Annotated in this window: 11 protein-coding genes; 6 read left to right on the forward strand and 5 right to left on the reverse strand. The window is 45.0% G+C overall.

Features of this window, described 5'->3' with window-relative positions; all coding sequences use genetic code 11:
- Positions 1–138 precede the first annotated feature (138 nt).
- Positions 139–642 (forward strand): 3'-5' exonuclease, encoded by a 504-nt coding sequence (locus tag ACXAGK_RS02060; protein ID WP_474808547.1) that lies wholly within the window; start codon positions 139–141, stop codon positions 640–642.
- Between the two features lie 76 nt (positions 643–718).
- Here the strand turns inward: ACXAGK_RS02060 and ACXAGK_RS02065 are convergent, their stop codons facing one another.
- A complete protein-coding gene (locus ACXAGK_RS02065; protein WP_474853766.1) occupies positions 719–1,189 on the reverse strand; it encodes a hypothetical protein in 471 nt (156 codons plus the stop codon).
- Between the two features lie 243 nt (positions 1,190–1,432).
- A complete protein-coding gene (gene metK / locus ACXAGK_RS02070) occupies positions 1,433–2,578 on the reverse strand; it encodes a methionine adenosyltransferase (RefSeq protein ID WP_014948382.1) in 1,146 nt (381 codons plus the stop codon).
- Positions 2,579–2,974: 396 nt separating this feature from the next.
- On the opposite strand from metK, the gene tkt reads away from it, so the two are divergent.
- The 4 genes from tkt (at position 2,975) to ACXAGK_RS02090 (ending at position 8,509) form a co-directional block, all read left to right on the forward strand.
- Positions 2,975–4,966: a transketolase gene (tkt, locus tag ACXAGK_RS02075; protein ID WP_474853768.1), complete on the forward strand. Its 1,992-nt coding sequence runs from the start codon at positions 2,975–2,977 to the stop codon at positions 4,964–4,966.
- An 18-nt stretch (positions 4,967–4,984) separates the two neighbouring features.
- Positions 4,985–5,995 carry an erythrose-4-phosphate dehydrogenase gene (gene epd, locus ACXAGK_RS02080; RefSeq protein WP_014948384.1) on the forward strand — a complete coding sequence of 337 codons (1,011 nt, stop codon included), beginning with the start codon at positions 4,985–4,987 and terminating at the stop codon, positions 5,993–5,995.
- Positions 5,996–6,112: 117 nt separating this feature from the next.
- Positions 6,113–7,288: a phosphoglycerate kinase gene (locus tag ACXAGK_RS02085; RefSeq protein WP_474853770.1), complete on the forward strand. Its 1,176-nt coding sequence runs from the start codon at positions 6,113–6,115 to the stop codon at positions 7,286–7,288.
- A 321-nt stretch (positions 7,289–7,609) separates the two neighbouring features.
- Positions 7,610–8,509: a fructose bisphosphate aldolase gene (locus ACXAGK_RS02090; RefSeq protein ID WP_474808541.1), complete on the forward strand. Its 900-nt coding sequence runs from the start codon at positions 7,610–7,612 to the stop codon at positions 8,507–8,509.
- 85 nt (positions 8,510–8,594) lie between these two features.
- Here ACXAGK_RS02090 and ACXAGK_RS02095 read toward each other — a convergent pair whose 3' ends face one another.
- The gene (locus ACXAGK_RS02095; protein WP_474808539.1) at positions 8,595–9,044 is read right to left on the reverse strand and encodes a hypothetical protein; all 450 of its coding nucleotides are present in this window, start codon (positions 9,042–9,044) and stop codon (positions 8,595–8,597) included.
- Positions 9,045–9,343: 299 nt separating this feature from the next.
- Here ACXAGK_RS02095 and ACXAGK_RS02100 point away from each other — a divergent pair, with 299 nt between their 5' ends.
- Positions 9,344–11,485 (forward strand): S9 family peptidase, encoded by a 2,142-nt coding sequence (locus tag ACXAGK_RS02100; RefSeq protein ID WP_474853772.1) that lies wholly within the window; start codon positions 9,344–9,346, stop codon positions 11,483–11,485.
- A gap of 112 nt (positions 11,486–11,597) precedes the next feature.
- Here ACXAGK_RS02100 and ppx read toward each other — a convergent pair whose 3' ends face one another.
- Both ppx and ppk1 read right to left on the reverse strand, forming a co-directional pair.
- Positions 11,598–13,160 carry an exopolyphosphatase gene (ppx, locus tag ACXAGK_RS02105; protein ID WP_474853774.1) on the reverse strand — a complete coding sequence of 521 codons (1,563 nt, stop codon included), beginning with the start codon at positions 13,158–13,160 and terminating at the stop codon, positions 11,598–11,600.
- A 16-nt stretch (positions 13,161–13,176) separates the two neighbouring features.
- Positions 13,177–15,249, reverse strand: a complete 2,073-nt coding sequence (ppk1, locus tag ACXAGK_RS02110) for a polyphosphate kinase 1 (protein ID WP_474853776.1) — start codon at positions 15,247–15,249, stop codon at positions 13,177–13,179.
- Positions 15,250–15,413: the final 164 nt, after the last annotated feature.

Genomic DNA, 15,413 nt, shown 5'->3' on the forward strand with positions numbered 1-15,413 from the left:
GAGTGAAGCTTAATGTTTGTTAGGTGAGCAGCTATGTGAGAGTGCAGAGCACGATGAAAAATAAAAATACCTGTGCCAGTGAGAAGGATATTCTCTTTTGCTAACACAAATTAAGGAGAACAGTAGTTTGGAGTATAAGTGCGAAATACAACATTGCCTACAATTATAGATGTGGAAGCAAGTGGATTTGGGGCGGCAAGTTACCCCATAGAAATAGGCATTGTGCGCTATGATGGTGCAAAGTGGTGCAAGCTACTAAGGCCATTTGACTCTTGGGTACACTGGGATACAAAAGCAGAATCGCTTCATGGCATCTCTCAACAAATGTTACAAGCACGAGGCGAGGAACCTCATAAGGTGTGCGTTGAGCTTAATAATTTTCTGGGAAATACAGTTGTATACAGTGACGGATGGGTGGTAGATAACCCTTGGCTGATAAAGCTGTTCTCGGCTGCGCAAATTGAAATGTCGTTCACCTGCCGCGCCCTTGAATATATATTGAGTGAGTCTCAAATGGATAACTGGCACGACGTAAAAAATAGTCTTTCCGCTGAACTAGACGTTAAGCGTCATCGGGCGAGTTCAGATGCAATGATAATTCAGCAAACCTATGCTAAAACAATGGCACTCACTCAGAAGTGATTCTGTACTGCATTTACAGTCAGAGTGCCTCAATTTTGGCATCGAGGCGTTCGAAAAGCTAAAGGTAGTGATATTTCTAGAACAGGTAATTAACACCTAATGAAAGCGCCATATTCTCTTCTTCTCCAACTTGTCTATGCTCAATCTCTACGGCCATGTTTAACCCTTCGCTTTGGCCAAGTAGCCAGCCTAATCGCGTAAAAGTACCTACATCGTGCGGTAAATAAAGCCACTCAGCATAATGTTGAAAAGCGGTATTGTTTGTTTTGTAGGTCGCATAAACCTTCTGCGGCACCCAAGTGTTAAAACGCCGGCTGGCGCTAAACATACCTTGTGAGCCCGCTGGATAGGTATAACTGTTGTCGTAAAGATAGGTTTCTGTCGTAGATTGAACGCGGTACATACTGTTTAGCTGCCACCGAGCTATCTTCTTGCTCTTAAATTGAATTGGGCTGTAGAGGGTATCATTTACATTCGCGAACACAGGTAAGGCTGTTGTTGAGACAGCCAGCGTGAACGCTATAAGAGTACCAGAAACTACATTCATGGAAGAGCCCAAGTTGTTGTTATCATGGCTTGTAAACAACCAGAAACTACAAGCGATAGTGTGTTCGTTATTTAAGCATAGCTGCAAAAACAAAGGATGGAAATAGGCTTTACCGTTTTTAATTTAGGGGGCTAGCTTGTCTCACCTGAAAGACTCAACAAAAAACGCCGCTAGGTTGCATAGCTTCAATGTAAAGCGTAACAAGCTAACGGCGTTTTCAAAGAGCGTTAATGGCTTATCGTATTAAATCGATGCTTTTAACGCTTCCGCTTTATCTGTTGCTTCCCATGGGAATTCGTCACGACCAAAGTGACCGTATGCAGCTGTTGGGCGATAAATTGGGCGCTCAAGATCTAGCATTTGGATAAGGCCGTAAGGGCGCAAATCAAAGTGTTCGCGCACTAATGCAACGAGTGTTTTCTCATCTACAACGCCAGTCCCAAAGGTATCGATGCTGATAGACGTTGGCTCTGCCACACCAATTGCATAAGACACTTGGATTTCACAGCGCTTAGCAAGGCCCGCGGCAACAATGTTCTTAGCAACGTAACGACCCGCGTATGCTGCACTGCGGTCTACTTTAGATGGATCTTTACCAGAAAACGCGCCACCACCGTGACGAGCCATACCACCGTAAGTGTCTACGATGATTTTACGACCTGTTAAGCCACAGTCGCCCATTGGACCACCGATAACGAATCGACCTGTTGGGTTGATATGAAAGCGCGTATTTCCATCAATCCATTCACTTGGTAGTACTGGCTTGATGATTTCTTCCATTACCGCTTCACGTACTGTTTCAGTGCTTACTGAATCACAGTGCTGAGTTGAAAGTACAACCGCGTCGATGCCTACAGGCTTGTCGTTTTCGTATTTAAAAGTAATTTGGCTTTTCGCATCTGGGCGCAACCAGTCTAGTTTGCCAGATTTACGTACTTCCGCTTGTTTTTGAACAAGGCGGTGAGAGTACGTGATAGGCGCCGGCATTAATACATCAGTTTCGTCGCTCGCGTAACCAAACATCAGGCCTTGGTCACCCGCACCTTGTTCTTCTAGGCTTGCGCGGTCAACACCTTGATTAATATCAGGAGACTGTTTACCAATAGCATTTAATACGGCACATGAGTCAGCGTCAAAGCCCATGTCTGAGTGCGTATAGCCAATTTCTTTTACTGTTTTGCGAGTAAGCTCTTCAATGTCTACCCATGCAGAAGTGGTAACTTCACCACCTACTAAAACCATACCGGTTTTTACATACGTTTCGCAGGCCACCCGAGCGCGAGGATCTTGTTCTAATATAGCGTCAAGAACCGCATCTGAGATCTGATCAGCAATTTTGTCCGGATGTCCTTCAGACACTGACTCGGATGTGAATAAATGCGTGGCCATAAATGCTCCGTAAGCGTTAAATTATCAAAATAGTCGTATATTGTACTAAAACAAGTTATAAATACCAGTCTTTACTTCTAGACGTCTAAAAGTCTCTTTGTTACGAATAGTTGACATAACCCGATCATTTTTGGGGTTATTTCGATGTATAACAAAGACAAAGACATATAAGTGTTATCGGTAATGCCGTGGGCTTTATAAGCTTCTTTGATGTTTTTGGATTTACTTTCGATAATGGCAATGAAAATCCATTGAACTGAAAGGTGGCATGGGTAAGAATAGCCTCACATTCAAAAGTGCCTAGAAGTAGAGCAAGAGCAGACAATTGATGTTCCCCAGTGCTCACATCAATTACTACCGTGGTACCAAAAGATACAAAATAAATCAGGAGACAACATGCCCTCTCGTCGTGAACTCGCCAATGCTATCCGTGCATTAAGCATGGACGCCGTTCAACAAGCTAAATCTGGTCACCCAGGCGCCCCAATGGGGATGGCTGATATCGCGCAGGTATTATGGGGTGATTTCTTATCACACAACCCTGCAAACCCATCTTGGGCTAACCGCGATCGCTTTGTGCTTTCAAATGGTCACGGCTCGATGCTGTTGTACTCTCTACTACACCTCTCAGGCTATGAATTGCCTATTGAAGAGCTGAAGAACTTCCGTCAGCTACATTCTAAAACGCCTGGTCACCCAGAGTACGGTTATGCGCCAGGTGTTGAAACCACCACCGGCCCATTGGGTCAGGGTATTAGCAATGCAGTGGGTATGGCACTTGCTGAGAAAGTGCTAGCGGCACAATTTAACAAAGACGGTCACACTATCGTTGACCACCACACCTACGCGTTCCTAGGTGATGGCTGCTTAATGGAAGGTATCTCTCACGAGACGTGTTCACTAGCCGGTACACTAGGCCTTGGTAAGTTAATCGCATTTTGGGATGACAACGGCATTTCAATTGATGGTGAAGTAGAAGGCTGGTTCACCGACGATACGCCAGCACGCTTTAAGAGCTACGGCTGGGAAGTGATTGAAGGCGTTGACGGTCACGATGCTGAACAAGTAAAAGCTGCCATTGAAAAGGCACAAGCGAACACCGCGCAGCCTACACTTATTTGTTGTAAAACCACCATTGGTTTCGGCTCGCCTAATAAAGAAGGTACTGAGTCTTGCCACGGTGCACCGTTAGGTGATGACGAAATTGTCGCTACACGTGAAAAACTTGGCTGGAGCCACGGCGCGTTCGAAATTCCAGACGATATCTACGCGGGCTGGGATGGCAAAGAGAAAGGCTCAAAAGCGGAAAGCGCGTGGAATGACGCTTTCGCAGCATACGAAGCCGCCTACCCAGAGCTTGCAGCAGAATTCAAACGCCGTGTAAATGGCGAGCTACCAGCAGATTTCAGTGACAAAGCAGATGCTATCATCGCTGAACTTCAAGCTAACCCACAAAACATTGCTTCACGTAAAGCGTCGCAAAATGCATTAAACGCGTTTGGTCCGTTACTTCCTGAGCTATTAGGCGGCTCTGCCGACCTTGCAGGTTCTAACCTAACTATTTGGGAAGGCAGTAAAGGGGTTGAAGCAAACGACGCATCAGGTAACTACATTTACTACGGTGTACGTGAGTTTGGTATGTCGGCCATGATGAATGGTATTGCTCTTCACGGTGGCTTTAAGGCATACGGTGCAACCTTCCTAATGTTTATGGAATATGCACGCAACGCGGTACGCATGGCCGCACTAATGAAGCAGCCTGCAATTTTCGTTTACACCCACGATTCAATTGGTCTAGGTGAAGACGGCCCAACTCACCAGCCAGTAGAGCAGGTGGTAGCGCTACGAGCAACGCCTAACCTTGATAACTGGCGTCCTTGTGATCAGGTTGAGTCTGCTGTGTCGTGGAAGTCTGCTATTGAGCGCACTGACGGCCCAACAACACTGATCTTCACACGTCAAGGCTTAGCGCAGCAAGAAAGAACGACTCAACAAGTGGCTGATATCGCGAAAGGCGGTTACGTACTTAAAGACTGCGAAGGTACGCCAGAGCTTATTCTTATTGGTACCGGTTCTGAGGTACAGCTAGCCGTTGAAGCTGCAGAAAAACTAACCGAGCAAGGCAAAGTGGTTCGCGTAGTGTCTATGCCATCAACTGACGTATTTGACCGTCAGTCTGCTGACTACCGTGAAAGCGTACTGCCTTCTAGCGTTGTTAAACGCGTAGCGGTTGAAGCGCTGTCTAAAGATAGCTGGTACAAGTACGTTGGCTTCAATGGCGCTATCGTGGGCATGGACACCTTTGGTGAGTCTGCGCCTGCTGGCGATTTGTTTAAGCACTTCAACATTACCACTGACGCTGTAGTAGAGGCTGCACTGTCTCTGTAAGAGGTAATAGATAAGCCTATGGTAAATATTGCCATAAATGGGTTTGGTCGTATTGGTCGTAATGTGTTGCGCGCGCTTTATGAAAGCGGGCGCAACAACGAATTTAACGTGGTGGCCATTAACGACATTGCTAAACCCGAAGGCATTGCACATTTACTTAAATACGATACCGCCCACGGGCGGTTCCGTTTTGATGTGGCCTTAGAAAACAATACGCTTAATGTCGCAGGCGACGATATTACACTGCTTGCGATAAGCGATATTAAAGACCTACCCTGGAAAGACTTGGGCGTTGATATTGTGCTTGAGTGTACGGGCAAGTTTGATGACAGAGCGTCGGGGCAAGCACATTTAGATGCGGGCGCTGGCAAAGTGCTTTTCTCGTCACCCGGTTCACCAGATTTAGACAATACGGTCATTTTTGGAACCAACGAAGACACGTTGACCAGTGAACAAAAATTAGTCTCTAACGGCTCTTGTACCACAAACTGTATTGTTCCGGTTATTCAAGCGCTAGATGCTGCGTTCGGTGTCGAAAGTGGTACGATCACAACCATTCACGCGTCTATGCACGATCAGCAAGTTATCGACGCTTATCACGAAGATTTGCGCAGAACCCGCGCCGCGAGTCAGTCGATTATTCCCGTTGATACCCGCCTCGCTGCCGGTATAGAGCGTATTCTGCCTAAGTTTGCGGGTAAGTTTGAAGCTATTGCGGTTCGAGTGCCTACTATCAATGTTACTGCCATGGATTTAAGCGTTACGCTTCAGTCTAAGGTAACTATTGAGCAAGTGAATCAAGCCCTTCGCAATGCAAAAGCGGGGCGTTTGCAGGGCATTTTGGACTACACCGAAGAGCCTTTGGTGTCAGTAGATTTCAATCACGACCCTCACTCGTGTATTGTAGATGGCACACAAACAAGAGTCAGTCACAAACAGCTGGTTAAAACACTGGTGTGGTGTGACAACGAATGGGGTTTTGCAAACCGTATGCTCGATACCGCTAAAGTGATGTTCGACGCAAAATAAAGCATTGATGCTGCCAAGGGTTGGTGGCACCAGCCCGCGCAGCTTTCACAGTTAATTTGAGCGTGTTTGACTTGTTAAAACACGCTCTACTGAATTTAAATTAACATAGGAAAGACGATGGCAATTCCAAGCATGAGCGATATGGCCCTAAATGGTCAACGCGTACTAATTAGACAAGACTTAAATGTGCCGGTAAAAGACGGCAAAGTAACTTCAGATGCGCGTATCAAAGCATCTATTCCTACGATTAAAGCAGCCCTAGACGCTGGTGCAGCAGTTATGGTGATGTCTCACCTTGGCCGTCCTACTGAAGGCGAGCCTGCCGATGAGTTTTCTCTTCAACCTGTTGTTGATTACCTTAATGATGCCCTAGACGTACCGGTTAAGCTTGTTAAAGACTACCTAGACGGTGTTGAGCTTAGCGAAGGCGAATTGGTTATCCTTGAAAACGTACGTTTTAATAACGGCGAAAAGAAGGACGACGAGACGTTAGCGAAACAGTATGCAGCACTTTGCGATATTTTCGTTATGGATGCCTTTGGCACCGCTCACCGTGCACAAGCGTCTACACATGGCGTTGCTAAATTCGCGCCAAAAGCCTGTGCTGGCCCATTACTTGCTGCCGAATTAGATGCACTGGGTAAAGCGCTGGACAACCCTAAGCGCCCAATGGTTGCTATTGTTGGTGGTTCAAAAGTATCGACCAAGCTAACCGTATTAAAAACACTAGCTGAAAAAGTTGACCAGTTAATTGTTGGCGGTGGTATTGCTAATACTTTTATTGCGGCGCAAGGACACAATGTAGGTAAGTCGCTGGTGGAAATGGACTTAACTGAGCAAGCTACGCAGCTTATGAATGAAGCACAAGCAAATGGCGGTAATATTCCAGTGCCGACTGACGTAGTAGTGGGCGAAGCGTTTGATGAAAACACAGAAGCGACGCTTAAAGTAGTCAGTGACGTTGCAGACGACGATATGATTTTTGATATCGGTCCAGACTCGTCAAAAGCGTTAGAAGATATTATTAAGAATGCGGGCACCATTGTTTGGAATGGCCCTGTAGGCGTTTTTGAATTTGAACAGTTCAGTGCAGGTACGAAAGCGCTTTCAGAAGCGATTGCAGCAAGCGACGCATTCTCAATCGCAGGTGGTGGTGATACACTGGCAGCGGTTGATAAATACGGAATTGCCGATAAGGTTTCTTATATTTCGACAGGTGGTGGCGCGTTCCTTGAATTCTTGGAAGGTAAAACACTACCAGCGGTAGCAGTACTAGAAGAAAAAAACAAATAAGCCAAAGCGCTGCACATGAAAGCAGCGTGCTATAGCGAATAAGAGTTCATAGAAGCTCATTAAAGCTAAGGCCTAGTGCAAAGTTGCCCCAACATGCGTCACGCTCAGTAACAGCATTTTTGAGCGTGACCCTATAATCGGAAACGATTACACCTGCGAAACAGTGAAGTACGCAGGCATAAATACCAATCTTATTACAGATGTGTTTACTTAAGGTGTCGGCGTGCCGAGTCTGAGACAAACAGATCTTTAATAGAATTGGTATAACAATAAACCCTACACCTGTCTATTAAGGCAGTAATATACAAAAGGAGTGTTGCAATGGCATCACAAGCTCAGCAGGCAATGTTGGATAAACTGAAAACACAAACCGGTTTTATTGCAGCGTTAGATCAAAGCGGCGGTAGTACACCGAAAGCGTTACGCTTATATGGCATTGAAGAGTCTGAATACAGCTCAGACGAAGAGATGTTTAATCTAGTTCACGAAATGCGTACGCGCATTATCACCAGCACCCCTTTTAGCGGCGAGCGCGTTATTGGCGCAATCTTATTTGAAAACACCCTTGATAGAGAAATTGAAGGCATGTCTACTGCGCACTTCTTGTGGCAGAAAAAGCGTGTTATTCCTTTCCTAAAAGTTGATAAAGGATTGGCTGAAGAGAGCAATGGCGTTCAAGTGATGAAGCCTATGCCTGGGCTTGATGCACTGCTTGCTAAAGCGGTAGCACAAGACGTATTTGGCACTAAGATGCGCAGTGTTGTAAAGCTTGCGAATCATCAAGGTATTAAAGATGTCGTTGCTCAGCAGTTTGAAATTGGTAAGCAAATTTTAGCTGCTGGCCTGGTTCCAATTATCGAGCCAGAGGTTGATATACACAGCCCGCAAAAAGCAGAAGCTGAAGCGCTACTTAAGTTAGAGATCCTAACCCAGCTTAATCTTCTTAGCGAAGGTGAAGAAGTGATGCTTAAGCTAACGCTACCAACCGAAGCCAACTTTTATAAAGAGCTTGTTGATCACCCTCGCGTACTTAAAGTGGTTGCACTTTCTGGCGGCTACAGCCGTGACGACGCAAACGCGAAACTGGCAGAAAACCAAGGAATGATCGCGAGCTTCTCTCGAGCATTGACCGAAGGCGTATCTGCACAGCAATCTCAAGAAGAGTTTGAAGCAACACTAGATAAAGCGATTGAAGGTATTTACCAAGCTTCTAAAGCGTAACAAAAAGCATTGGTACAATCTTCATTATAAAGTTGTAAGAGCGCCACTGGCGCTCTTTCTATTTATTCACTGTTTTGCTGATTTTTTAGCGGGTAAAGTCAAACTTGGTAAAAAAGCGTTCAGCGTCTTTATTACCAAAGTCATAGCCCATTTTCGTTAGCGCTTGTAAAGCATCTTCCACAGAATCATAAAAGCAATAAGGAACCTCAGCAGCGTCATAACACTGAGAGATCTGTTGCTTAGTTGTCAGCATAATATCGGTATCTAATATCACCACAGCAAGAAATGACAGGCCGCGGGCTTTCCTTACGCGTGTTTGCTTTACAAAAATATCAAAGGTGGAGGGAGGCATCAGGCTTTCACCATAAAGACAACTTAACTGTATCCATGGTCTACCTTGTTCGAATGTAGAGATATCGGACGACATCTTAATCACGCCATTTCTCATGGTTTCATCATTCCATGGACCGCGCGCCGCGAACATCAGTAACTGACCGTTCGCTTTACTTTTAAATTCACCGTGTGGATTATTCATGGTTAATACCTTTTTGCCATGTATAAACGTTAGCATTCTGACGTTTATCTGCAACTAACCATAAGGCTAACAAATGTACTAACATGTAATATTTGTGGTGTTAGGTCTATTAGTTTGCGCTTAGTCGTCTTGTTGAGGGCGTTCAGCGTTTACTCTTTATTGAGAATATTTATTCAGTAATACTGGAATAACACTAACATCACGCAAAAGTGATTACGCCAGAAAGCAAAAAGAGAGGACCTGATTTAAAGTGTTCCGCAAAGGTTTACGGGTCCATATAACGAAAAATAAGGTGAGGTATGTTTAGAAATAGCAGTCTCAGATGCTCGTCTGTAATGATGCGTAAGGCAGTATTAACTGCACTTTTTTACGGGGGCGCCTTTGCTTTATCAAATACGGTGTTACCCAGTACAGTCTTTGCCAATACTGAAGCTGAAATTACCGATACAGACGATAGCCAGTATTTTAAATCGGAAGATATCTTTAATTTGGAATACGTGAGTGATGTTCAGATATCTCCAGACGGTAAAAATATCGCCTATGTGCGTCGTTCAAACGACATTATGTCAGACAGTAGCCGGGCAAATGTGTGGCTAGCGTCGGTTGATGGCAAGTCAAACCGCCCCTTACTTTCATCAAAAAAGAATTACTACTCTGTTCGCTGGTCACCTGATGGAAGCCGATTGGCTTATCTATCCAATGAAGAGGGCAAACCTCAGCTTTATGTGCGCTGGATGGACACAGGGCAAACGGCGTTAGTTACCAACGTTACTTCAAGTCCCAGTAACATTACGTGGTCGCCTGACGGTAAATACATTGCTTTCACCATGAGCGTTGATGCAAAGGAAAAGCCTCTTGACGTTAAAATGCCGAAGAAGCCGGAAGGCGCAAAGTGGTCGCCTAAATTCCAATACATCACTAAGGCGCGCTATCAAGCCGATGGGCGCGGTGTTCTTGAGCCAGCTTATACCCATATTTTTATCGTTCCTGCCGATGGAGGCACAGCACGCCAGCTGACTTCAGGTAACTACCACCACAATGGGCGATTAAGCTTCTCCCTCGATGGTGACAAAATCTATTTCTCTGCTAACCGCAGTGATAACTGGGAGTATGAACCAGTTGAGGCCGATATATTTTCTGTTGATATGACGGGGAATATTGAACAATTGACGCAGGATAAAGGGCGAGAATCGTCACCTGTTGTATCGCCGGACGGAAAGCATATTGCTTATGCGTACCGTGACGACGAAAAAGTGATGTACAAAAATAGCTATCTGTATGTAATGAATAGCGACGGCTCTGACCAAAGAAACATAACGAAAGACATTGATAACTCGGTGTCTAATTTTTACTGGAAAGATAATAAGCACGTTTATTTTCAGCAGTCGGTTCGCGGTTTAGCGCAGGTGGATGTGGTATCGCTTTCTGGCAGTGTAAAAGCCGTAGCTAGAGGGCTTGGCGGCACCACGTTAGGGCGTCCTTACGTATTTGGTACTTATCACGCTGTTAACGAAGTTGTGGCTTATACTAAAGGGCGTACAGACAGACCCGCCGATTTATATGTCACCACCCGAAGCGAGCGACAGCTTACTTCGCTTAATGAAGATGTTTTAGGCCACAAAAAATTAGGTGAAGTTAAGGAAATAGTCTATCAATCTTCTATCGACGGCGAAGAAATTCAAGGTTGGTATATTCTTCCGCCTAACTATGACAGCTCGAAAACCTATCCGCTAATTTTAGAAATTCACGGTGGACCCAACCTCGCTTATGGCCCTGTCTTCACCGCCGAACTACAGCGCATGGCAGCCGAGGGATACGTGGTGTTTTATGATAATCACAGGGGCAGTACGGGTTATGGTGAGCGCTTTGCACTGCTACTTCAGGGGAAATATAGCTCTGAGTACGACTTTGCCGACCATATATCTGGAGTAGACGCGCTGATTGAAAAAGGCATTGCCGATCCAGAACGTTTATTTATAACGGGTGGCTCAGCAGGTGGTATTGCATCAGCCTATGCCATTGGACTTACAAACCGTTTTAAAGCCGCCGTGGTTGCTAAACCTGTTATTAACTGGCTGTCGAAGGTATTAACCGCCGATTCGGGCCTGTACCAGATACCTTTTCAATTCCCGGGTAAACCTTGGGATAATGTAGAGCATTACTGGAAGCGCTCGCCATTATCGCTCGTGGGCAATGTAACTACCCCCACCATGTTGATTACTGGAGTGGAAGATAAACGCACGCCAATGTCTGAAACTGAGCAGTTCTATCAAGCGTTAAAACTTCAAAAGGTTGATAGTGTACTCGTGAAAGTACCCGGCTCACCTCATGGTATTGCCTCTAAACCTTCTAGAATGATTGGTAAAGTGGAAAACATTTTGGCGTGGTTCAAAAAATACGACAGCGCGCACTTTGATGATACCAAAGCGAAAGCCGAGTAATTGAATCAACGTTTAGATACGTTAGTTTCGCAAGGCTAGAGATAAATGGGGCTATTGTTCCGATCCAATCGGTTCAAGGCCCCATTTTTATAATTCGAGCCTGACGTTTTTCTTATTCTATTGTGGGATGAAGTTGCTCGATATCAGGAAAAACAGAAAGCTTCAAATCAAGGGATTTCCAGTAGTGACTTTCACGTAGTAGGTCAGCAGAGATTATAGGTTTTTCATCTAACCAGCCATCGGGGAAGGTAATGGTCAGTTCGTTCTTTTCTACCTTAACAACGAGGTCAGGTACAAAACCCTCTTGGCGTTTAATATTAAGCAGCACACCCAAACGCAGTAGTGCAATTAAATGCTTTACCGACTGCTCATCAAAAAGGTTGAACGTGGGGAGTTCATTGGTTCGAATTTTCTTTCTGTGAAAACGCACGAGTGTAGCTAGCAGTAACTGTTGTTCCTGCGTAAATCCAGGCATGTCCACGTTGCCAAGAATATAGGCGCTGTGTTTTTGAATACCCCGAGAGTTAATTTGCATGCCTACTTCATGAAGTAAAGCAGCCCAACCCAGCATACTTTTAAAGTCACGCCCTTTAAGTTTCCATTCTTTTTCAACATCATTGAAAAGTGACAGCGTTGTATTAAGCACCAGGGTTGCTTGTGACGTATCTACATCGTAGCGGGTGGCCAAACTGCTCGCCGTTCTGCCGCGAATGTCTGCGTGATGTAATTCATCTTCCATTTGATAAAGTACGCCTTCACGCAAGGCGGCAGGCGAGTAAACCAAGCCTTCAATTTCTAGCGCTCTGAAAACAGCAATAAGAATAGCGAGACCGCCTGCAATAACAACACGACGGTCTTCACTTAAATCTGCATAACTTAATTTGTCGATATGGCCTGCGCTTATGAACTGCTTCATCAAATTGCGTAAACTTTTAAGCGTTACCGGAATATCGTGGCCATTAGGTCTGTCTTGCTGACAAAGAGTGAACAGCGAACGAATGGTACCTGACGTACCGATACATTGGACCCAGCCAAGTCTGCGGTACTTATTGTCAATTAACTCAAGCTCTTGCTGCGCAGCAGTTATGGCGCGATTGAACGCTTTGGACTTTAGCTCACCGTCAGGGAAAAACCGTTTGGTATAGCTAACACACCCCATTTGAAGGCTGCGGCAAAGCAAAGGGGTAAACCCTTCGCCAATAACAAATTCTGTTGAACCACCGCCTATATCAACGACCAGTTGTTGACCGTCTGCGTGATTAGTATGGGCAACGCCAGAGTAAATAAGACGCGCTTCTTCTACGCCTGAAATCACTTCTATAGGGTAGGGAAGGATGTCTCTTGCTGCGCTGATAAAGTCTCGTGCGTTACGGGCCTTGCGCAGCGTATGAGTGGCAACGATTCTGACTGAATCAGGCTCAAACCCTTTAAGGCTTTCTGCTACTACCTTAAGCATAGATAGCCCGCGCTCCATTGCCTCATCAGACAATACGTCGTCTTCGTTGAGCCCTTCGGCCAAGCGAACTTTTTGTTTAACTCTATGCAGAATTTGCACAGACCCAGCAACAATACGTGCTACTACTAAGTGAAAACTATTCGAGCCAATATCGAGTGCTGCGACTTTACTGACTTCGCGGGTTTCCACGTCATTAAAAACTGATTCGTGCTGGGTCATGTACTAATCTTATATCCTACATAGTGTCTTCTTGCTTCTTCAAATAGTCGTATATTTCTATTTGCGAGCGAAGTTTTTTACGATTTCCCCTCGCAACGTACTTGTTGCTCTGATCCTTGTCAATCACTCGAGCTTTCAGGGTATCTTTAAATTGTAGTTCCATTATATCAACAATGCGCTGTTGAAGACCTTTATCGTAAACCGGACAGCCTACTTCTATGCGGTTGTCCATGTTTCGGGTCATCCAATCAGCAGATGAAATATACACTTTTCTCTCGCCGCCGCCTTCAAAAATCATTACGCGAGGATGTTCAAGGAATCTATCAACGATAGAGATGATTTCGATGTTTTCACTTATTCCTTTTATTCCGGGGTTAAGCGAACACATACCGCGCACTATGCCGCGGATCTTAACTCCAGCTTGGCTCGCGCGATATAAATCGTCAATAAGTTCTTTATCAACAAGGTTGTTAATCTTAAAGGTGATTTGAGCCTTTTGACCTTGGTTTAGGTGCTGAATTTCTTGGCGAATTAGCGACTGAATTTTGGTTCTCGCGTTTAACGGCGATATTTGTAGGTGCTGGAATTTATAACGTCGATAAGGGTATTGAATAAGATCGAATACCGCCACGCCTTCATTAGCCAATTCTTGATTGCGGGTGAATAAGCTGTAATCGGTATAAATTTTCGCGGTTTTCTCGTTGAAGTTACCTGTACCGAAATGGGCATAGTTCACCAAACTGCCCCGTTCTTCGCGAGTCACAATACAAAGCTTAGAGTGAATTTTTAGGGTAGGCACACCAAGCACTACACGAATGCCCGCATCTGTCATGCGCTTAGACCATTCTATGTTTGCTTCTTCGTCAAAACGTGCGCGAAGCTCTACCACTACGGTTACTTTCTTGCCGTTATCTACCGCGTCAATTAACGAGTTTATTATGCGGGAGTTACTCGCCACCCGATAAATATTGATGCGTATAGTTTTTACATTTGGGTCGAAAGCCGCCTGTCGAACGAATTCGGTGAAGTGCAGGAAGCGGTGATATGGGTAGTATAGTAGTATGTCACGTGCGGTTATCGCATCGAATACCGTGTTGTGTTTAGAAAATGCCTTGCTGTCGATAGCGGGGAGCGGTGCGTGTTCAAGATAATCCCGCCCCACATTTGGAAAACCTATGAAGTCTTTAAAGTTGCGATAGTGCCCAGCAGCGTGCATGGTATCGAGCTTGGTAATTTTAAGGCGCTTGCGAAGGTCTGACTGCATATCTTCTGGCATGTCAGTGTCGTAGATAACACGCACCGGTTCAGCAATGAGACGCTGCTTCATGCTTTCTGACATTTTCTCTACGAAACTTTCGTCAATTTCTTCGTTAATCGAATATTCTGCGTCACGGGTCATTTTGAATGAAAAGGCTTCAATTTCGTCAAATTTCACAAAACCGCGGAAAATATCCTCAATGCACAGCTGAATCATGTCATCGAGCATAACAATGCTCTTTTTCTTACGGCTCTTTTGCGGAGGGATCAGCATAAAGCGCGACATTTCAGAAGTGGGAACTTGAATAACGGCGAATTTAGGGTTGCGTTCTTTTCTTCGTAACGCAACATACAAATAGACAGAGTTTCCGTTTAAGCGGCTTAGCAGATCTGTTTTCTTATCAATAAGAATAGGCGCAATATGGCGCAATGCTTTGTTGATAAAATAATTGCGTACCCACTGTTTCTGATAATCGTCTAAATCATCTTTGCGTAAGATATGGATGTTGTATCGAGCAAGGGTTTTGACTACGTCTTTGTGGATTTGGTCAAATTTTTCAGAAAGCTGTACTACTTTCTTTTGTATCTGCGCCATAAGTTCGGTGAGGCGCTCTGCTTCTTCTTCGTTTCCGTCATTTTGGGCGATAGTGATAAGGCGTTTAACATCTGCCGCGCGTACCCGATAAAATTCATCAAGGTTATTAGAGTAAATACCAAGAAAGCGAATGCGTTCTATTGCAGGGTTATTTTTATCCGCGGCTTCTTGCAATACGCGTTCGTTAAACGATAGCCAGCTTAGCTCTTTGGGATAATATAAAACGTCGTTATCCATAATGTCTCAATTCACGTTCATAAAAATGGTCAAAGACTGCCACCAGTCAGTGACACTACTGTGACAACACGTATTTTGGCACTAAAGCCTACGTAATACGTTGCGGTGATTCCGTTACCTATGGGCATGACTATGAGACACTGCGATAGTCCCTCGCGCACTCA

The organism is Alteromonas sp. ABM1_013 (genome assembly GCF_056160505.1).